This is a genomic window from Streptomyces violaceorubidus (assembly GCF_000717995.1).
Classification (GTDB): domain Bacteria; phylum Actinomycetota; class Actinomycetes; order Streptomycetales; family Streptomycetaceae; genus Streptomyces; species Streptomyces violaceorubidus.
The window spans coordinates 60963-80310 of record NZ_JODM01000013.1 but is presented as its reverse complement, the minus strand read 5'-3'; the positions used below and the strand labels follow the sequence as shown (position 1 = coordinate 80310).

The 19348-nt window shown below is 73.4% G+C and carries 18 protein-coding genes; 1 reads left to right on the top strand and 17 read right to left on the bottom strand.

Annotated features, from left to right (window positions below; genetic code table 11):
* Window positions 1-61 precede the first annotated feature (61 nt).
* The 9 genes from IE94_RS0117735 to fmt form a co-directional block, all read right to left on the bottom strand.
* Complete coding sequence (locus IE94_RS0117735; protein WP_030185119.1) at window positions 62-850, bottom strand: carbon-nitrogen hydrolase family protein; 789 nt, start codon at window positions 848-850, stop codon at window positions 62-64.
* A gap of 255 nt (window positions 851-1105) precedes the next feature.
* Window positions 1106-2359: an MFS transporter gene (locus tag IE94_RS0117730; RefSeq protein WP_030185116.1), complete on the bottom strand. Its 1254-nt coding sequence runs from the start codon at window positions 2357-2359 to the stop codon at window positions 1106-1108.
* A 139-nt stretch (window positions 2360-2498) separates the two neighbouring features.
* On the bottom strand, window positions 2499-2951 hold the full coding sequence (locus IE94_RS0117725; protein ID WP_003977367.1) for an Lrp/AsnC family transcriptional regulator: 453 nt from the start codon (window positions 2949-2951) through the stop codon (window positions 2499-2501).
* Between the two features lie 201 nt (window positions 2952-3152).
* Entirely contained in the window at window positions 3153-4595 is a 1443-nt protein-coding gene (locus IE94_RS0117715; RefSeq protein WP_030185114.1) for a GuaB1 family IMP dehydrogenase-related protein, read from the bottom strand.
* A gap of 108 nt (window positions 4596-4703) precedes the next feature.
* The gene (locus IE94_RS0117710; protein ID WP_030185113.1) at window positions 4704-5057 is read right to left on the bottom strand and encodes a barstar family protein; all 354 of its coding nucleotides are present in this window, start codon (window positions 5055-5057) and stop codon (window positions 4704-4706) included.
* A gap of 80 nt (window positions 5058-5137) precedes the next feature.
* Entirely contained in the window at window positions 5138-6181 is a 1044-nt protein-coding gene (locus IE94_RS0117705) for a sugar-binding transcriptional regulator (RefSeq protein WP_030185111.1), read from the bottom strand.
* A gap of 77 nt (window positions 6182-6258) precedes the next feature.
* The gene (rpe, locus tag IE94_RS0117700; protein ID WP_030185108.1) at window positions 6259-6945 is read right to left on the bottom strand and encodes a ribulose-phosphate 3-epimerase; all 687 of its coding nucleotides are present in this window, start codon (window positions 6943-6945) and stop codon (window positions 6259-6261) included.
* Window positions 6946-7265: 320 nt separating this feature from the next.
* A complete protein-coding gene (locus IE94_RS0117695) occupies window positions 7266-8693 on the bottom strand; it encodes an RsmB/NOP family class I SAM-dependent RNA methyltransferase (protein ID WP_030185105.1) in 1428 nt (475 codons plus the stop codon).
* 132 nt (window positions 8694-8825) lie between these two features.
* Entirely contained in the window at window positions 8826-9758 is a 933-nt protein-coding gene (gene fmt, locus IE94_RS0117690) for a methionyl-tRNA formyltransferase (protein WP_030185103.1), read from the bottom strand.
* A 304-nt stretch (window positions 9759-10062) separates the two neighbouring features.
* Between fmt and IE94_RS0117685 the strand changes: the two genes are divergently transcribed.
* Entirely contained in the window at window positions 10063-10614 is a 552-nt protein-coding gene (locus tag IE94_RS0117685; RefSeq protein WP_030185101.1) for a hypothetical protein, read from the top strand.
* A gap of 205 nt (window positions 10615-10819) precedes the next feature.
* On the opposite strand, the gene IE94_RS0117680 is transcribed toward IE94_RS0117685, so the two are convergent.
* The 8 genes from IE94_RS0117680 to IE94_RS0117645 all read right to left on the bottom strand — a co-directional run bounded on the left by IE94_RS0117680 (window position 10820) and on the right by IE94_RS0117645 (window position 19343).
* The gene (locus tag IE94_RS0117680; protein ID WP_030185098.1) at window positions 10820-12970 is read right to left on the bottom strand and encodes a primosomal protein N'; all 2151 of its coding nucleotides are present in this window, start codon (window positions 12968-12970) and stop codon (window positions 10820-10822) included.
* 124 nt (window positions 12971-13094) lie between these two features.
* Window positions 13095-14303 (bottom strand): methionine adenosyltransferase, encoded by a 1209-nt coding sequence (gene metK / locus IE94_RS0117675; RefSeq protein WP_030185095.1) that lies wholly within the window; start codon window positions 14301-14303, stop codon window positions 13095-13097.
* Window positions 14304-14542: 239 nt separating this feature from the next.
* A complete protein-coding gene (gene coaBC, locus IE94_RS0117670) occupies window positions 14543-15745 on the bottom strand; it encodes a bifunctional phosphopantothenoylcysteine decarboxylase/phosphopantothenate--cysteine ligase CoaBC (protein WP_030185091.1) in 1203 nt (400 codons plus the stop codon).
* 136 nt (window positions 15746-15881) lie between these two features.
* Complete coding sequence (rpoZ, locus tag IE94_RS0117665; RefSeq protein ID WP_003977348.1) at window positions 15882-16154, bottom strand: DNA-directed RNA polymerase subunit omega; 273 nt, start codon at window positions 16152-16154, stop codon at window positions 15882-15884.
* A 62-nt stretch (window positions 16155-16216) separates the two neighbouring features.
* Window positions 16217-16810 (bottom strand): guanylate kinase, encoded by a 594-nt coding sequence (gene gmk / locus IE94_RS0117660; RefSeq protein WP_030185088.1) that lies wholly within the window; start codon window positions 16808-16810, stop codon window positions 16217-16219.
* A gap of 37 nt (window positions 16811-16847) precedes the next feature.
* Window positions 16848-17171 (bottom strand): integration host factor, encoded by a 324-nt coding sequence (locus tag IE94_RS0117655; RefSeq protein ID WP_003977346.1) that lies wholly within the window; start codon window positions 17169-17171, stop codon window positions 16848-16850.
* 223 nt (window positions 17172-17394) lie between these two features.
* Window positions 17395-18240 (bottom strand): orotidine-5'-phosphate decarboxylase, encoded by an 846-nt coding sequence (gene pyrF / locus IE94_RS0117650; RefSeq protein WP_030185086.1) that lies wholly within the window; start codon window positions 18238-18240, stop codon window positions 17395-17397.
* The gene (locus tag IE94_RS0117645; protein ID WP_030185085.1) at window positions 18237-19343 is read right to left on the bottom strand and encodes a quinone-dependent dihydroorotate dehydrogenase; all 1107 of its coding nucleotides are present in this window, start codon (window positions 19341-19343) and stop codon (window positions 18237-18239) included. The genes pyrF and IE94_RS0117645 overlap by 4 nt, the downstream gene beginning before the upstream one ends.
* Window positions 19344-19348 lie beyond the last annotated feature (5 nt).

Below are 19348 nucleotides of genomic sequence, written 5' to 3'. Positions count from 1 at the left end.
GGATCACGGGTGGAAACGGGGGGACCGAGGAAGCGGGAGGGCCGAACGCGGGGTGCGGGGCTCAGGCGAGGGCGCCGTAGAGGCCGGGGCGGCGGTCGTCCAGGTACGGGTTGGCCTCGCGCGAGGCGGCCAGGAAGGCCGGGTCGACGTCCGCGAGGAGCAGCTCCTCGGCCCGCCCGGCGCGGGCGCGGGCGATGCCGTCGGGCCCCGCGAGGGTGGACAGGCCGACGAACTCGAACTCGCCCTCGGGGCCGACCCGGTTGACGTACGCGACGTACATCTGGTTCTCGAAGGCCCGCACCGGCACGACCGACTCGGCGACGAACTGGAACGGGTGCATCTGCGCGGTCGGGACGAGCAGCAGGTCGGTGCCGGCCAGGGCGTGGGCGCGGACGTTCTCCGGGAACTCCACGTCGTAGCAGATCATCAGGCCGACGGTGAGCTCGCCGAGCCGTGCCTGGACGACGGGCTGCTCGCCCGGGGTGAAGTGGTCGCGCTCGAAGCAGCCGAAGAGGTGCGTCTTGCGGTAGCAGGCCAGACGGGTGCCGTCGGCGTCGATGAGCTGCACGGAGTTGAAGACGCTCGCACCGGCCCGCTCGGGGTAGCCGTAGGCGATCGCGAGGCCGTGGCGCCCGGTGATCTCCGCGACCGCGTCGGCCGAGTCGCCGTCGGCGGGCTCGGCGAGGGCGCCGACGGCGTCGCCGATGGCGTACCCGGTCAGGAACAGCTCGGAGGTGACGAGCAGCGCGGCACCCGCGGCGGCGGCACGGCCCGCGGCCTCGTCGAGGACCTTGAGGTTCTCGGCGGGGGAACCGGGGCGGCCGGAGCTCTGGAGCAGGGCGGTGCGCATGCGTATTCCTCACCGGGGGAAAGGGGGCGGGGGCCAGATAGACGGTACGGTCGGCGGACTCGGCCGGACAAGACGGACCTGTTGCGCGCCGGTGAGCGGATCGTTGCGTGCGCACCGCCCTCGACGGCGATTCGTTGCGCCCCTCCAGCAGGCCCGGTCCCCGCCCTCCCTCGCGCGGCGGAGACGGGTCCAGCCCTGGGCCCGACGTGGTGCGGGTGCGGCGGCGAGGGGGAAGCGGGCCGGCGTGCGAAGTGGTCACGCGCGGGACCGGCGGCTTCGACGTCGTGCCCCGGCAGCCGCGACGGCGGCCCGGACGGCACCGACCAGCAACAGCGCCGTCAGGACGTACGGCACCGCGGACAGCGCGAAGGCGGTGCCGTGCCCCCACGCCGTGGCCGCCGCCGCGTAGGCGCCGTAGACGGCGAAGTTGCCCAGCTCGGTACCGAGGCCCGCGACCGAGGTCAGGGTGGCCCGCCCGGTGTCGTCGATACGCTGCTGGAGGCGGGCGTCGGCCAGCACCGTGGCCAGCTGGAACCCGCCGAAGGCGAGCGCCACCAGGACCAGAGCGGCCGGTGTCCCGGCCAGACCGCCCAGGGCCAGGGCGAGCGCCGAGCCGGTGAGCAGGGCGGCGAACCCGTGGGTGGTCAGTCGCTCCGCCGCCCCCGCCAGCAGGCTGCCGGCCGTGGCGCCGGCCCAGATCAGCAGGAGCAGCCAGGGCACGGTCTCGGACGCCACACCGGTGTCGCGCGCCAGCAGCGGGGTGTACTCGTCGAGCGCGCCCCACACCGCCGTCACGGCCGGTACGAGCAGCAGCGCGCCGCGCACGGACCGGTCGGCGCGGGCGTCGGCGAGTCCCGCGCGCAGGCTCGCGGACCAGCGCTCGCCGCCGGAGGAGCGTGTGCGGTGCTCGGGGAACCGGGTCGCCACCGCCGCCGCGGTCAGACAGGCGAGCACGCTCGCCGCGCCCACCGCGTCGTAGCCGCCCCAGGCGAAGACCGGACCGGCCAGACCCATGGCGGACATGGTCGCGGCGATGCCGATCGCCCGGGCCCGGCCCATGACGCGGGCGTACCGGTCGGCCGCGCCGGCCCGGTCCAGCTCGTCGTAGACCAGCGCCTCCAGCGCGCCCGAGCCGAGCGCGCCGCCGGCGCCCCAGAGCAGGAAGCCGAGCGCGAAGGCGCCGTAGGAAGGCACGAGCACCCACAGCGCGAAGCCGGCGGCGGTGAGCAGCGGGCCGAGGATCAGCAGCAGCCGCCGGGAGACGGCGTCGGCCCAGGCGCCGGAGGGCACCTCCAGCAGGACACCGGTGAGCGACCACAGGGCGAACAGCGAGGTCGTCTGCCAGACGGACAGACCGGTGTCGCTGAACAGCAGCGCGTACACCGGGTAGAGCAGGACGAACTCGTCACAGAACGCGGAGGCGTACAGCGTGCGCACGAGGCGGCGGGTGCCGGCGGGCGCGGTGGCGGCACGCTCCGGGGCGGGCGAGGGCGAGGGTGAGACGGTCATGGGGCCTTCCCGAGGGGGCGGATCGGACACCGGAGGTACGGCGTCCGGGGCGGCCCTCGGGAGGAGGCGCTACGGGTGGATCAATGTCGCCGGGTCATGGCACCGATGCTAGACGCCGGCCGGCGCCCTGCCCATCGGATTACGTGGGCGAGCCCGACGAGAAGCGCCGCAGCAGCGGTGAGAGCACCAGCACGGACTTGGTCCGCTCCACGAACGGTTCCCCGGCGATCCGCTCCAGGACCCGCTCGAAGTGGCGCATGTCGGAGGCGAAGACCTGGGCGACCGCGTCCGCGTCCCCGGTGACGGTGGACGCGGCCACGACCTCCTGGTAGCGCTCCAGGCCCCGCTGGATGGTCTCGGGCGAGGTGTTGCGGCGGCAGAAGATCTCGACGAACCCCTCGGTCTCCCAGCCGAGCGCGGCGGGGTCGACCCGTACGGTGAAGCCGGTGATGGCTCCGGTGGCGCGCAGCCGGTCCACGCGCCGTTTCACGGCGGGCGCGGAGAGGCCGACCGACTGCCCGATGTCCGCGTAGGAGCGGCGGGCGTCCTCGGCGAGGGCGTGCACGATGCGTTCGTCGAGATCGTTCAGCACGGCGGGTCGTTCACTTCACTTCTGGTGCGTCCGGCCCGCGGACGGGTCCGGAGCGGCGAGTCGGGAGCGGCGGTGGCCGTACACGAAGTAGAACACGGGCCCGACTCCCCTCCGGACACCGAAGACCACCCGGGTGACGGTGGACGGGCCGCCCGTCCACCGTCACCCGGGCACGGAAGCCGAAGCCAGGGGGCCGGCGGGTCAGCTCCAGCTGGCGTGCAGCGGCTTGCCCTCGGCGTAACCGGCGGCGCTCTGGATGCCGACGATGGCCTTCTCCGCGAACTCCTCCAGGGAGCCGGCACCGGCGTAGGTGCAGGACGAGCGGACACCGGCGATGATCGAGTCGATCAGGTCCTCGACGCCGGGGCGGGCCGGGTCGAGGAACATCCGGGAGGTGGAGATGCCCTCCTCGAACAGCGCCTTGCGGGCCCGGTCGTAGGCCGACTCCTCCGAGGTGCGGTTGCGCACCGCGCGCGCGGAGGCCATGCCGAAGGACTCCTTGTAGGCGCGGCCGTTGGCGTCGTGCTGGAGGTCGCCCGGGGACTCGTAGGTCCCGGCGAACCAGGAGCCGACCATCACGTTGGACGCGCCGGCCGCGAGGGCCATCGCCACGTCGCGCGGGTGGCGCACCCCGCCGTCGGCCCACACGTGCTTGCCGTACTTCTTCGCCTCGGCCGCGCACTCCAGGACGGCGGAGAACTGGGGGCGGCCCACTCCGGTCATCATGCGGGTGGTGCACATGGCACCGGGGCCCACGCCGACCTTGATGATGTCGGCGCCCGCCTCGATCAGGTCGCGCACGCCCTCGGCGGAGACGATGTTGCCCGCGACGATCGGGACCTGCGGGTCGAGGTCGCGCACCACCCTGACGGCGCTGATCATCGACTCCTGGTGGCCGTGCGCGGTGTCGATGACGAGGGTGTCCACGCCCGCGTCGAGAAGCTGCTTGGCCTTGCCCGCCACATCGCCGTTGATGCCGACGGCGGCGGCGATGCGCAGCTTGCCGTTCGCGTCGACGGCCGGGGTGTAGAGGGTGGCGCGCAGGGCGCCCCTGCGGGTGAGGATGCCGGCGAGGCGGCCGTCCTTGTCCACGGCGGGCGCGTAGCGGCGGTTGGCGGCGTCGAGGGTGTTGAAGGCCTCGCGCGGGTCCAGGTCCGCGTCGATGAGGATCAGGTCCTTGGACATGACCTCCTCGAGCTGGGTGAAGCGGTCCACGCCGGACAGGTCGGTGTCGGTGACCACGCCGACCGGCCTGTGGTCCTCGTCCACGACGACGCCCGCGTTGTGCGCGCGCTTGGGCAGCAGGGCCAGCGCGTCGGCGACGGTCTGGTGCGGGGCGAGCACGATCGGGGTGTCCAGGACGTGGTGGCGGCTCTTCACCCAGGAGACGACGTCGGTGACGACCTCGATCGGGATGTCCTGCGGGATGACCACGAGCCCGCCGCGCCGGGCCACCGTCTCGGCCATCCGCCGGCCCGCGATGGCGGTCATGTTGGCGACGACGAGCGGGATGGTGGTGCCCGTGCCGTCCGGTGAGCCGAGGTCCACGCCCTGCCGGGAGCCGACGGCGGAGCGGCTCGGCACCATGAACACGTCGTCGTACGTCAGGTCGTACGAGGGCTGGATGTCATTGAGGAAACGCACGTGCTGCACATCCCAGTCGATCAGAGGTGGCCCCCGGACAGGTCAGCCAGGGGGAAAGAGCACGTACTTCATTGTCCCACGACGGGCGGCCGATCAGCCCCGGGCAGATCATCCAGGCTGGTCAACGGCCTCCTTGGAGGAACCTCCAGGGCCGAGGGTGACGAAGAGCCCGGGGCCCCGGTCGGTGGCCTCGGCGAAGACCTCCTCGGCGACGGCCCACTCCTCGGGCCGCGCCTCGGCGTACGCCCGCCAGCCCTGCACCACGAGCACCAGGCCGCGGTCGGCCGCGCCCTCCGGCCAGACGGAGGGGTCGGCGAGGGAGTCGGCGAGCGCGTCCCAGTTGCGGCCGAACCAGTCGGGAAGCGACAGGTCACGGGCGCAGCGCTCCATCAGGCCCGCCTTGTCCGTGACCCCGTCGAGGTCCAGCGTGGCCACGAGCCGTCCCGCGGGGTCCTCGGTCATGTCGCGTCCTTCTTCCTGTCCTGCCGGTGCCGACCGGCTTCGTCCGGTGCCGACCGGCTTCCTCCGGTGCCGATGGGCCGTCAGATCCCGTCGGGGTCGGTCCGGTTGAGCGTCGACTTCGGTGCCGAACCCGCCGTCATCAGGTAGTCCGCGGCCGAGGTGTCCGTCACCAGGCTGGTGACCAGGCCGGAGCGCAGCACCGCGTCGATGGCCGCGGCCTTGCGCTGCCCGCCCGCGATCGCGACGACCTCGGGGATGCGGCGGAGCTGGTCGGCCTTGACCGTGATGCACCGCTCCCCCAGGTCCCGCCCGACCCGGCGGCCCTCGGCGTCGAAGAGGTGCGCGGACATCTCGGCGGCGACCCCGAGGGAGGCGTAGTGCGCCCGCTCCTCGTCGCTGAGCATGTCGTGCACCGTCGAGATGCCGGGCTCCCAGGAGCCGATGGAGACGCAGGCGACCGTGACCTTGTCGAAGTACTCGAAGGCCCGGGCGATACCGGTCTGGTGCCGCAGCGCCTGTGCGGTGGCCACGTCGGGCAGCAGCATCGGCGCGTAGATGGGGTGGGCGTCGCCGCCGGAGACCTGGGCGGCGCGGCGGACGGCCTCCACCGAGCCGCGCTCGGCGGTCCCGGCGTCGTACACGCCCGTCAGCTGGACCACGGTGCACGGCGGCAGCCGGTCGAGCGCCGCCGCCATGTGGATGGTCGACCTGCCCCAGGCCAGCCCGAGCACATCACCCTCGTTGACCAGCTCGCCGAGCAGGTCGGCGGCCACCTCGCCCAGGTTCTCCGGGTCGGGTGTCTCCTCGGCGTCGGCCGGGGACTCCACCACGACGGCGTGCCTGAGGCCGTAACGCGCCCGCAGGGCGTCCGAGCGCTCCGCGTCCAGCTCGGCCGGCACCCGGATCTCGATGCGTACAAGGTCCCGCTCGAGGGCGGTCTCGAGAACCCTGGCCACCTTGAAGCGGCTGACGCCGAACTCCTCCGCGATCTGGATCTTGGACTTGCCCTCGAGGTAGAAGCGGCGGGCCATGGCCGCCGCCTGGACCAGCTCAGCGGGTCCCATCCGCATGGCTGAACGGCCCGCCGACATACCCGACACGGCGATCTCCTCACTGCTGTTCACACTCTGGATACGCCGTTCATCCTTGCAGATTCGGCGCTGTTGATCAGCCCTGATGGGAGCCGTTCACTTTCTGTTCCTCAGTGGTCGCAGGACCAGGATGCCTTGGTGGTCGCCGCATCTGCCTGTGTGCGCAGTGCACGTACCGCCTCGGCCGGGTCGGACGCCCCGTACACGGCGGAACCCGCGACGAAGACGTCGGCGCCGGCGTCGGCGCACCGCTCGATCGTCGACACCGAGACCCCGCCGTCGACCTGGAGCCACAGCTCCAGACCGTGCTTCTTGATCAGCTCACGGGTGCGCCGGATCTTGGGAAGCATGATGTCGAGGAACGCCTGCCCGCCGAAGCCGGGTTCAACCGTCATGATCAGCAGCATGTCGAGCTCGGGGAGCAGGTCCTCGTACGGCTCGATCGGCGTCGCGGGCTTCAGCGCCATGGACGCGCGGGCGCCCTTGGCCCGGATCTCCCGGGCGAGCCGCACCGGCGCGGCGGCGGCCTCGACGTGGAAGGTGACGGACCCGGCGCCCGCCTCGACGTACTGCGGCGCCCAGCGGTCGGGGGCCTCGATCATGAGGTGGCAGTCCAGCGGGGTGTCGGTCGCGCGGGCCAGGGACTCGACCACCGGCACGCCGAGCGTGAGGTTCGGGACGAAGTGGTTGTCCATGACGTCGACGTGGAGCCAGTCGGCTCCCTGGACCGCCTTGGCCTCGTCCGCGAGGCGGGCGAAGTCGGCGGACAGGATGCTGGGGTTGATCTGCGCGGCCATGCCCCAAGCCTGCCATGTCCTCCGGGGTGAGCGGGCGGGGGTCCGGGGTGGCGGGGGCTGTCCGTCGGCCGCGGGCCCGGTGGTGGGTTGCCCGCGCACTTCCCCGCGCCCCTGGAGGGCTTGCGGATCGTCGTCGACCGCGGGCCCGGTGGCGGGTTGCCCGCGCAGGTCCCCGCGCCCCTGGAGGGCTTGCGGATCGTCGTCGACCGCGGGCCCGGTGGCGGGTTGCCCGCGCAGGTCCCCGCGCCCCTGGAGGGGGCGCGGAGCGGCGTCGGGTGCGGGTTGCGTGAGGGCGCGGGCGGTCCCGGGGCCTTCGCGGGTTACGCGGTGCGGCGGATCAGGGCCAGGTACATCGCGTCGGTGCCGTGGATGTGGGGCCAGAGCTGTACGTCGGGGCCCTCGCCCAGGTCGGGGACGCCCGGCAGCAGTGGGCGGGCGTCGACCAGGTCGGCCTCGGGGTGCTGCTTGAGGACGTCCGCGACGACGGCCCGGGTCTCCGCGAGGTGCGGCGAGCAGGTCGCGTAGGCGACGACGCCCCCGACCCGTACGGCCTCCAGGGCGCTGCGCAGCAGCCCGCGCTGGAGCGGGGCGAAGCCGTCCAGGTCCTCGGGACGGCGCCGCCAGCGCGCCTCGGGCCGGCGCCGCAGGGCACCGAGCCCCGTGCACGGCACGTCGACCAGGACGCGGTCGAAGCTCCCGGGCCGCCACGCCGGGCGGGTCCCGTCGGCGGCGATCACCTGGTACGGGCCGGGATTGCCGTCCAGCGCCCTGGCCACGAGCCCGGCACGGTGCGGCTGCTTCTCGGAGGCCAGCAGGAAGGCACCCCGCTCGGCGGCGAGCGCGGCGAGGAGCGCGGCCTTGCCACCGGGCCCCGCGCACCCGTCCAGCCAGCGCCGGTCCGGCCCGTCCAGCGGCGCGTTGGCGAGGGCCAGGGCGACCAGCTGGCTGCCCTCGTCCTGCACCCCGGCCCGGCCCTCCCGCACCGCCTCGACGGCCCCCGGTTCACCGCCCTCGCTCAACCGCACCGCGTACGGCGACCAGTGCCCCGGTACGGCGGCCTCCTCGCCGAGCAGTTCGTCGGGGGTGGCCCGGCCCGGCCGCGCGACCAGGGTGACCTCGGGGCGTTCGTTGTCGGCGACCAGCAGTTCCTCGATGCCGGCCCGGCCGCCGCCCAGCGAGTCCCACAGCGCGGAGACCACCCAGCGCGGGTGCGAGTGCACGACGGCCAGGTGGTCCTCGGGGTCCTCGTCGTAGGGCGGGGCGACGCGCTCCAGCCAGCCGTCCAGGTCGTCCCGCGCGACCTTGCGCAGTACGGCGTTGACGAACTTGGCCCGTCCGTCCCCGAGCACGACCCGCGCCAGCTCCACGGAGGCCGAGACCGCGGCATGGCTCGGGATACGTGTCCCGAGCAGCTGGTGAACGCCCAGGCTGAGCACGTCGAGAACCGGCGGATCGACTTCGCGCAGCGGCCGGTCCACGCAGTCCGCGATGATCGCGTCGTACGTCCCCTGCCGGCGCAGCGTCCCGTACACCAGCTCGGTCGCCAGGGCGGCGTCCCGGGCGTCGAACTTCTCGGGGCCCTCGCTCTCCCGCGCCTTGCGCAGCAGCGGCGGCAGGACGAGGTTGGCGTACGCGTCCCGCTCGTCGACGGCCCTGAGCGCCTCGAAGGCGAGGATGCGGACGGGGTCCTTCTGGGGCCTGCGGTACGGCTTGCCGGGTTTGCGGGGACGGCGGGGCTGCTCGCTCACGAAAAAGGTGCTCCGGGTGTGGGATGAAGTGCGCTCACCAGCGTACGCCGGGCCGGTGAACGGTGAAGCGGTTGCGCGGAGAGCGACGAGGCGACGAGGCGAGGCGACGACGCGAGGACGCGACGACGCCCGTCAGTCGCCGACCTGCTCGCCCTCGGTGATCCGCGCCCCGCGTGCCCAGTCCGCGGCCCGCATCGGCTTCTTGCCCTGCGCCTGCACCCACAGCAGCTCGACGGCGTGCGACCCGGTGCCGACGTACACGTTGTTCTTCCCGGCGGCGAGCTGCCCCGGGGCGAGGTCCGTCCGGTCGGGCAGCGGAACGACGTGCACCAGCTTGAGCCGCTCGCCTCGGAAGGTGGTCCAGGCGCCGGGCGCCGGGGTGCAGCCGCGCACCACCCGGTCCACGCGCAGCGCCGGGGCGGTCCAGTCGACCCGGGCGTCCTCCACGCTGATCTTCGGGGCGAGGGTGACGCCCTCGCCCGGCTGCGGCACCGCCGCCAGGCTGCCGTCCTCGATGCCGTCCATGGTGGCCGCGAGCAGGCCGGCCCCGGCGAAGGCCAGCCGGGTCAGCAGGTCGCCGCTGGTGTCGGTGGGGCGGATGGTCTCGGTGACCGTCCCGTACACGGGGCCGGAGTCCAGACCCTCCTCGATCAGGAAGGTGGACGCGCCGGTGATCTCGTCGCCCGCCATCAGCGCGTGCTGCACGGGGGCCGCGCCGCGCCAGGCGGGCAGCAGCGAGAAGTGCAGGTTGACCCAGCCCCGGGCGGGCACGTCCAGGGCGACGCGGGGCAGCAGGGCTCCGTAGGCGACGACGGGGCAGCAGTCGGGCGCGATCTCGCGCAGCCGCTCCAGGAAGTCGGGGTCGCGCGGCTTCGCGGGCTTGAGCACCTCGATGCCCGCCTCCTCGGCCCGCTCGGCCACGGGCGAGGCGACCAGTCGGCGCCCGCGCCCGGCCGGCGCGTCGGGCCGCGTGACGACGGCGGCCACCTCGTGACGCCCGGAGGCGATCAAGGCGTCCAGGGCGGGGACGGCGACCTCGGGGGTACCGGCGAAGACGAGCTTCATGGGTGGGACGGGCCTCTCGGGCGGGGGTGTTTGCTGGGCAGCGCACCAGTCTACGAGCCGTCAACCGGCGGAAGGCCGCCGCCGACCGCGCGGCACCCCCGGGAAGGACTCCGCCTCCCGCCCGACGGCGAACGGACGGGGCACGGGCGGGAGCCCCGGGACGGCAGGGCCGAGGGGGCGCACGAACAAACCCCCACGCCCCCGCCCCGTGACCAACGGCCCACCCACACGTTGGTCAAGGAAGAGTTGACCGGGCCGCCCGCGCGGCCCGATTCCTTTCAACGCCGGTTCGAGAGGCTTGTTCATGGCCGACCACGCAACCCACGACGCCCAGGCTCGGGCCAGCCTGCACTTGCTGGTGCGGGACATCGAGCGGGTCCGCCGGCAGGTGGACGCACTGCGCACCCTCACCGCCCAGTTGGGCAACGTCTACCGCCCGCGCCGCTCCGGCCCCTCCGCGGGCTTCGTCGTCTACGGACGCGCCCCCGCCCCGACGGTCCGTCTCGCCCAGGAGCTGCGGGACAGTGTCGAGACCCTGGTCACGGCCGCCGTGGACTTCGACCGTTCGCTCGGCTTCTCGTGGGACGCGGTGGGCTCGGCGCTCGGCGTCACCAAGCAGGCGGTGCACCGGCGCTACGGCTCCCGGCGCGCGGCGGCCCAGACGGCGTCCGCCGCGGAGACCACCGAGCACCCCGCGGAGCCGACGGGCACCCACCCGGTCAACGTGGGCTCGGGGCTCCCCCCGGTGCCCACGGTCCCGGCGGCCCGCTCCATGCCGACTCAGCCGACGTCGGGCAGTCCGTCCCTGCGCGACGAGGTCCGCCCGACCGCGTTCCCCGGCCCGCGCAACGGCTGACGCGCACCGACGACCGACCCACTGCGGCCGACCCACACCGACCGACCAGCGCTGCCCGACCCGCACCGACCGACCAGCGCTGCCCGACCCGCACCGACTGACCCGCACCGGCCGCCGCACCGGCCGAACCGCGGCCCCACACCGGCCCTCCGCACCTCCCGACCCTCCGGGAGACGGAGGGCCGTGGCGTGGGCGTGTACGCCCCTCACCCGATGTCGGGCGGATCGATCCGCACCCACACCGCCGCGTCGCCCCCGCGGGCCGTCCGCGCCGCCTGAGCGGCCTTCAGCGCACCGGCCAGCGCCGCCCCGCGCCCCGGCGGCACCCGGACCAGCGCGCGCTCCCAGTGCTCCCCGGGCGGTGGCGCCCCCACCCGCCGCGGCCGTCCCGGTGCCGTGACCGGCAGGGGCACCGGGCCGAGCACCTCCGCCTCCCTCGGCAGGTCGACCGCGCCGAGGAAGCCGGTCACCGCCTCCGGTGGTCCCGCCACGGCCGCCATCCGCGACACCGGCGGAAAGCCCAGCTCGGCCCGTTCGGACAGCTCCCGCAGCGCGTGGCCGACGGGGTCCCAGCGCACCAGCGCCTGCACCGGCCGCAGGGTCGGCTCGGCGACCGCGACGACGGTGCCCCCGGCGCTCTGCGGCCGCACCAGGGCGGCTGCGTCGAGCCAGTGCCGCAAGGCGTCCTCGCCCGCGCGCAGGTCGGGCCGGCCGAGCATCGCCCAGCCGTCGAGCAGCAGTGCCGCCGCGTAACCGCCCTCGGCGACGGGCTCGGCTCCCGGCGTGCTCACGACCAGCGCCGGGGTCCCGGGCACGGTGTCCAGCACCTGCTCCCGCCCGGAGGTGCGCACGGGCACGGCCGGGAAGGCCCGCCCCAGCTCCTCGGCGGTGCGCCGGGCACCCACGATCTGCGCGCGCAGCCGGAAGGCCCCGCACTCCGGACAGTGCCAGGCGCCCTCCTCGCGCCCGCACCAGCCGCACCGCAGCGCGGACGAGGACTCCTGCCCCTCCAACGGGCCCGAGCAGTGCCGGCACCGCGCGGGCGTCCGGCACGCCGCGCAGGCCATCCGCGGTACGTAACCCCGCCGGGGCACCTGCACGAGCACCGGTCCGTGCCGCAGTCCGTCCCTGACGGCCTGCCAGGCGAGGGTCGGCAGCCGGGCGGCGCGGGCTGCCTCGTCCCGGGCCAGGTCCTGGTCCCCCACGGTCCGCACCAGGGGCGCGGCGGCCCGTACCTGCTCCCGCGAGGCGACCAGCGGCCGGGCCCAGCCGGTCTCCACGAGCTGTGCCGCCTCCACCGTGCAGCTCCAGCCGCCCAGCAGGAAGGCGCACCGGTCCTGGGCGGCGCGCAGCAGCAGCACCTCACGGGCGTGCGGCTGCGGGGCGTGCGGCTCGCTGTGGCTGTCGTCGCCGTCGTCCCACAGGGCGACCAGACCGAGGTCCCGCACCGGCGCGAACATGGCGGCACGGGTCCCGACCACGGCCCGTACGGCCCCCCGGCGGACCGCGAGCCACTGCGCGTACCGCTTCTCGGGGCCCGCGTCGGCGGTGAGCACCGCGTGCCGTCCCTCGCCGAGGAGCGCGGTGAGCGCGGCGTCGGCGCGGGCGACCGCCCGGCCGTCCGGCAGGACCACGAGGGCGCCCCGGCCGGAGGCCAGCGTCGCCGCGACGGCCCGCGCGAGCTCCTCGGCCCACCGCGGACCCGGCAACGCGTTCCACACCGCGCGCGGCGCGCCGCCGGACGCGAGGGCCGCCACGAACGCGGCCCCCTGCTCGTACCGCTCCCACGGTCCCGGCTCGGGGGACGGCGGTGCGGGCAGCGGCTGCGGCGAGGCCCGCTTCTCGGCGCGCGCGTTGCGCGGGGGTACGGCGAGCTGGAGGACGTCCGCGACACTGCCCGCGTACCGGTCGGCGACCGCCCGGACAAGGCCCAGCAACTCCTCGTCGAGGATCCGCTCGGGCGAGACGACCTGGGCGAGCGCCGCCAGGGGCCCCGCGTAGTCGGACTCGGACAGCCGCTCGACGAGGAAGCCGTCGATGAGCCCGCCGCCCTCGCGCCGCCCGTCGCGCACCCGGTGCCGTCCGGCCCCGAAGCGCACCCGCACCCGCACCCCGGGCTGGGCGTCGGCGTCCAGCTCCTCGGGCACGGCGTAGTCGAAGTGCCGGTCGAGGTGGAGCACTCCCTTGTCGACCAGCACCCTGGCGACCGGCAGCTCCTTGGCGAGCGCGGCCCCGCGCCAGGTGCGGGGCTTGGCCCGCGGGGTGCTCGCCTGGCGCACGGTCTCCCGGATGAGCGCGAGCTGCTCGGGCGGCGCGTCCTGCGCGCCGCCCTGCCCCGGTCCGTTCTCGCTGCTCACGCCTGCATTCTCGCAAAGACCACTGACAGCGCGGCCGGGGCCGGGAGCATGCGGCGAGGCCCGGCACCCCCTCGGGGGCACCGGGCCTCGTCACCTGCCCGTCGGGCGCGGTACGCCCGGGTGCTTACACGCCCGCGGCCTCGCGCAGCGCGTCCACGCGGTCGGTGCGCTCCCAGGTGAAGTCGGGCAGCTCACGGCCGAAGTGGCCGTACGCCGCGGTCTGGGCGTAGATCGGGCGCAGCAGGTCGAGGTCGCGGATGATCGCGGCCGGACGCAGGTCGAAGACCTCGTCGATCGCCTTCTCGATCTTCTCGGGCTCGACCTTGGCGGTGCCGAAGGTCTCCACGAACAGGCCGACCGGCTCGGCCTTGCCGATGGCGTAGGCGACCTGGACCTCGCAGCGGGCGGCGAGGCCGGCCGCCACGACGTTCTTGGCGACCCAGCGCATCGCGTACGCCGCGGAGCGGTCGACCTTCGACGGGTCCTTGCCGGAGAAGGCGCCACCGCCGTGGCGGGCCATGCCGCCGTAGGTGTCGATGATGATCTTGCGGCCGGTCAGACCGGCGTCGCCCATCGGGCCGCCGATCTCGAAACGGCCGGTCGGGTTGACCAGGAGGCGGTAGTTCTCCGTGTCGATCTTGATGCCGTCCTCCAGGAGCGCCTTCAGCTCCGGCTCGACGACGAACTCCTTGATGTCCGGCGCCAGCAGCGACTCCAGGTCGATGTCGCTGGCGTGCTGGGACGAGACGACGACCGTGTCCAGGCGGACCGCCTTGTCGCCGTCGTACTCGATGGTGACCTGGGTCTTGCCGTCCGGGCGCAGGTAGGGGATGGTGCCGTTCTTGCGGACCTCTGACAGGCGCTTGGACAGGCGGTGCGCCAGGAAGACCGGCAGCGGCATCAGCGTCGGCGTCTCGTCGGACGCGTAGCCGAACATCAGGCCCTGGTCGCCGGCGCCCTGCCGGTCCAGCTCGTCCTCGTCACCCTCGACGCGGTTCTCGTACGCGGTGTCCACGCCCTGGGCGATGTCCGGGGACTGGGCGCCGATGGAGACCGAGACGCCGCAGGAGGCGCCGTCGAAGCCCTTCTTGGAGGAGTCGTAGCCGATCTCCAGGATCTTGCCCCGGACCAGGTTGGCGATGTCCGCGTATGCCTTGGTCGTGACCTCGCCGGCCACGTGCACGAGGCCGGTGGTGATCAGGGTTTCGACGGCGACCCGAGAGGTCGGGTCCTCACGCAGAAGCGCGTCGAGAATCGTGTCGCTGATCTGGTCAGCGATCTTGTCGGGGTGACCTTCGGTCACGGACTCCGAGGTGAAAAGGCGACGGGACACAACGCTCCCTGGGGTTGCAGCGGCTGCTGGCTGATCATTGGTGGACGGCACGGGGAGCTGCACCCGGCGACGTCCGAGAACAGTTTATCGGTCGCACTCTGCCGCGGGCCCACCTGTCTCAGCTCTCGGGAGGGCTGTGACCTGCGGCACGGGCATTCTGCCCAGAAGGAAGCGTCCTTGGCCAGGGGCGCCACGCTCGAATGCGTCGTCTTCGAGGCTTCTTCGAGCAAATGGGTCATTCACTCCAGCCGTCGGGCGACGAGGTCCCAGACCGTGTCGGCCAGGGCCTCCTTCGGGCCGTGGGCGACCGGCGTCTCGCTGTCGTCGGCGCCCAGGACCACCGCCTCGTTCTCCTCGGAGCCGAAGGTCTTGTGCTCGCCCACCTCGTTCACCACGAGGAAGTCGCAGCCCTTGCGCTTCAGCTTGGCCCGGCCGTTGGCCAGGACGTCGTCGGTCTCGGCGGCGAAGCCGACGATCACCTGTCCGGACCGGGCACGCGTCGTGGAGATCTCCGCGAGGATGTCCGGATTACGCACCAGGGTGATCGGCTCGGGTTCCCGGTCGTCCTTCTTCTTGATCTTCCCGGTGGCGTACGCCGCCGGGCGGAAGTCGGCCACCGCCGCGGCCATGACGACGGCGTCGGCGTCCGCCGCGGCGCGCAGCACCGCCTCGCGCAGCTCCACCGCCGTGCCGACCGGCACCACGTCCACGCCGGCCGGGTCCGGCATCGACGTGTTCGCCGCGACCAGCGTGACGCGGGCGCCGCGGGCGGCCGCGGTACGGGCGAGGGCGTAGCCCTGCTTGCCGGAGGAGCGGTTGCCGAGGAAGCGGACCGGGTCGAGGGGCTCCCGGGTGCCGCCGGCGCTGACCACGACGTGCCGTCCGGCGAGGTCGGGCTCGCGCACACCGCGGGCGAGCACCCGGCGGCAGACCTCGAAGATCTCGCCCGGGTCGGGCAGCCGGCCCTTGCCGGTGTCGACGCCGGTGAGGCGGCCGACGGCGGGCTCGATCACGACGGCGCCCCGGCGGCGCAGCGTCGCCACGTTCTCCTGGGTGGCCGGGTGCTCCCACATCTCGGTGTGCATGGCGGGCGCGAAGACGACCGGGCAGCGGGCCGTGAGCAGGGTGTTGGTGAGCAGGTCGTCGGCGAGGCCGTGGGCCGCCTTGGCGAGCATGTCGGCGGTGGCGGGGGCGACGACGACCAGGTCGGCGTGCTGGCCGATGCGTACGTGCGGGACCTGGTGGACGTCGTCCCACACCTCGGTCGACACGGGGTTGCCGGACAGCGCGGACCAGGTGGCGGCGCCCACGAAGTGCAGGGCGGAGGCGGTGGGCACGACGCGGACCCCGTGTCCCGACTCGGTGAGTCTGCGCAGCAGCTCACAGGCCTTGTACGCGGCGATGCCGCCGCTGACCCCCAGAACGACCTCGGGTTTGTCCACCGTCTCTCCCCGGCTCAGATCCTGCGCTCGGACTGCGCGTACGACCCATCACACACCACAGGCCCGACAGTCGGGCTGCCGGGCCTGTGGATAAGTCAGCGTAAGGCTGAAGATATTACCGCCGATGCTGCTGGTACTACTGCGCCGGGCCTTCGATGGCCTCGGAGGTCAGCAGCCCCGCGTTGATCTCGCGCAGGGCGATCGAGAGCGGCTTCTCGTGGACGTGGGTGTCGACGAGCGGACCGACGTACTCGAGGAGGCCCTCGCCGAGCTGCGAGTAGTACGCGTTGATCTGGCGGGCCCGCTTGGCCGCGTAGATCACGAGGCTGTACTTCGAGTCCGTGGCCTCGAGGAGCTCGTCGATCGGCGGGTTGATGATGCCCTCGGGCGCGGAGATGGAAGAGGACACGCTCTACCTTCCGATGGATGGGAAAGATTCAGTCGGGACGACCGCGGGACGACCAGTGGCGATCACACGACGTTCGTCAAGGCTAGCAGCTCGCGCGCCACGTCCTCGACGGAGGTGTTCACCAGGGTCTGGTCGAACTCCGGCTCGGCCGCCAGCTCGACCCTGGCCGCGGCGAGGCGGCGCTCGATCACCTCGGGCGGTTCGGTGCCCCGGCCGGTGAGCCTGCGCACCAGCTCGTCCCAGGAGGGCGGGGCCAGGAACACCAGCCGGGCCTCGGGCATGGAGTCACGGACCTGCCGCGCACCCTGGAGGTCGATCTCCAGGAGGACCGGCTCACCGGCCTCCAGGCGCTCCAGCACGGCCGTGCGCGGCGTCCCGTACCGGTTGCCGGCGAACTCGGCCCACTCCAGCAGCTCGCCGTTGGCGATCAGCTTGTCCATCTCCTCGTCGCTGACGAAGAAGTAGTGGACACCGTGCTGCTCGCCGGGGCGGGGCCTGCGGGTCGTCGCCGAGACCGACAGCCATACCTCGGGGTGTTCCTTGCGCATATGGGCGACGACCGTGCTCTTGCCGACCCCCGAGGGGCCGGAGAGCACGGTCAGCCGCGGACGTGCGTCCGGGGGTACGGGGGACGTCCCCCGGGGTGTTGCAGCCATGCAGCGATTATTCCAGCAATCCCGGAGTGGTCCGGACTCAGCTGCCGGTGCTGCCGAACTCGCGCTCCAGGGACGCGATCTGGTTGGAACCGAGACCGCGCACGCGGCGGCTCTCGGAGATGCCCAGTCGCTCCATGATCTGCTTGGCGCGGACTTTGCCCACGCCCGGCAGGGACTCGAGGAGGGCGGAGACCTTCATCTTGCCGATGACGTCGTTCTCCTGACCCTGCTTGATGACCTCGTGGAGGGAGGCGCCGGAGTGCTTGAGTCGATTCTTGACCTCGGCCCGCTCCCGGCGAGCCGCGGCGGCCTTTTCGAGCGCGGCTGCGCGCTGTTCAGGGGTAAGGGGCGGAAGAGCCACGCCTACGTCACCTCGGATGTCGAACTGTCGGATACGGACCGGTGAGGAACCTAGTCGCCCCTCACCTGGTGAGCCACGAGCAACACGCTCGCCCGTTGACTCTCGACGGAGACTAGCGGTCAAGTCCGCCAGAGTCAGCGAGAACAGCGGAAAAGTCCTGGTCAGCCTCCGTCAGGACGGACATTTAGGACATACTCCCTCTGATTTGAGGATGTATCCAGGGTCAGGACGCCGAGAGCGCGGTCCGGATCTCCGCCGCGAAGCGGTCCGCGGCCGTCCGCAAAGCGGCCACGTCGGGACCGTGACGAAGGACACCCCGGCTGACGTTCGGCACCACGTTGCGCACGGCGGCACCGAACACGCGCGGCAGGTCCGCGGGCGTCGCCCCCTGGGCCCCGATGCCCGGCGCCAACAGCGGACCGTTGATGCCCAGGTCGTACGAGGACAGGTCGCCGAGGGTGGCGCCGACCACCGCGCCGAAGGAGCCCAGCGGCTCCTCCCCCGCGTTCTCGGCGGCCAGGTGGGCCAGCATCGTCGCCCCGACGTTGCGTCCGTCCTCCCGCACCGCGTGCTGGACCTCGCCGCCCTCCTGGTTGGAGGTCAGCGCCAGCACGAACAGGCCTGCCCCGCTCTCGCGCGCCAGGTCGACGGCCGGCTTCAGGGAGCCGTAGCCGAGGTACGGGGAGACGGTCAGCGCGTCCGAGAACAGCGGCGCGTCCTTGTTCAGGAACGACTCGGCGTACGCGGCCATGGTGGAGCCGATGTCGCCGCGCTTGGCGTCCATGACGACCAGCGCGCCGGCCGCCCGCGCCTCCTGGACCGACTTCTCCAGCACGGCGACGCCGCGCGAGCCGAAGCGCTCGAAGAAGGCGCTCTGCGGCTTGAGGACGGCGACCCGGTCGGCCACCGCCTCCACGACGGTGCGGCTGAAGCGCTCCAGACCGGCCACGTCGTCGTTCAGCCCCCACTCGGCGAGCAGGGAGGCGTGCGGGTCGATGCCGACGCACAGGGGACCGCGCTCGTCCATCGCGCGGCGCAGCCGGGCGCCGAAGGCTTCCATCACCGTCATGCGTGCTTCCTCACGTCGGCGCCGACCGCGTCGGCGAGGGTGGCGTACGGGCTCTGCCGCAGCCGCGCGGCGAGCCCCTTGTGGATCGCGCGGCCCCAGAAGGGACCCTCGTAGATGAACGCGCTGTAGCCCTGGACCAGCGTGGCACCGGCCAGGATGCGCTCCCAGGCGTCCTCGGCGGTCTCGACGCCACCGACGCCCACCAGGGTGATCCGGTCGCCCACGCGCGCGTAGAGGCGGCGCAGCACCTCCAGGGAGCGTGCCTTGAGGGGGGCGCCGGACAGTCCGCCGGTCTCCCCGACGAGGGCCGGCGAGGAGGTCAGGCCGAGGCCCTCGCGGGCGATGGTGGTGTTGGTGGCGATGATGCCGTCCAGGCCCAGTTCCACGGCCAGGTCGGCGACCGCGTCCACGTCCTCGTCGGCGAGGTCCGGCGCGATCTTGACCAGCAGCGGGACGCGCCGGGCGGTCACCGCGCGGTCGGCGGCCTCGCGGACCGCGCTCAGCAGCGGGCGCAGCGCCTCGGTGGCCTGGAGGTTGCGCAGCCCGGGCGTGTTGGGCGAGGAGACGTTGACGACCAGGTAGTCGGCGTGCGGGGCGAGCCGCTCCGCGGACTTCACGTAGTCGCCGACCGCCTCCGCCTCGGGGACGGTCTTCGTCTTGCCGATGTTGACGCCGACGACGGTGCGAAAGACAGGCGTACGGGAGGCGAGGCGGGCGGCGACGGCCAGTGAGCCGTCGTTGTTGAAGCCCATGCGGTTGATCAGCGCCCGGTCGCCCACCAGGCGGAACAGCCGCTTCTTGGGGTTGCCGGGCTGCGGCTCCCCGGTGACGGTGCCGATCTCGACGTGGTCGAAGCCGAGCATCGCCATGCCGTCGATCGCGACGGCGTTCTTGTCGAAGCCCGCGGCGAGCCCGAAGGGGCCGTGCATGCGCAGGCCGAGGGCCTCGGTGCGCAGCTCCTTGAAGCGGGGCGCCAGCACGGCCGCGACGAAGGTGCGCAGGACCGGGACGCGGACGGCCAGGCGGATCCAGCGGAAGGCCAGGTGGTGAGCGCCCTCCGGGTCCATGCGCTTGAAGACGAGCGAGAAGAAGGTTTTGTACATGGTGT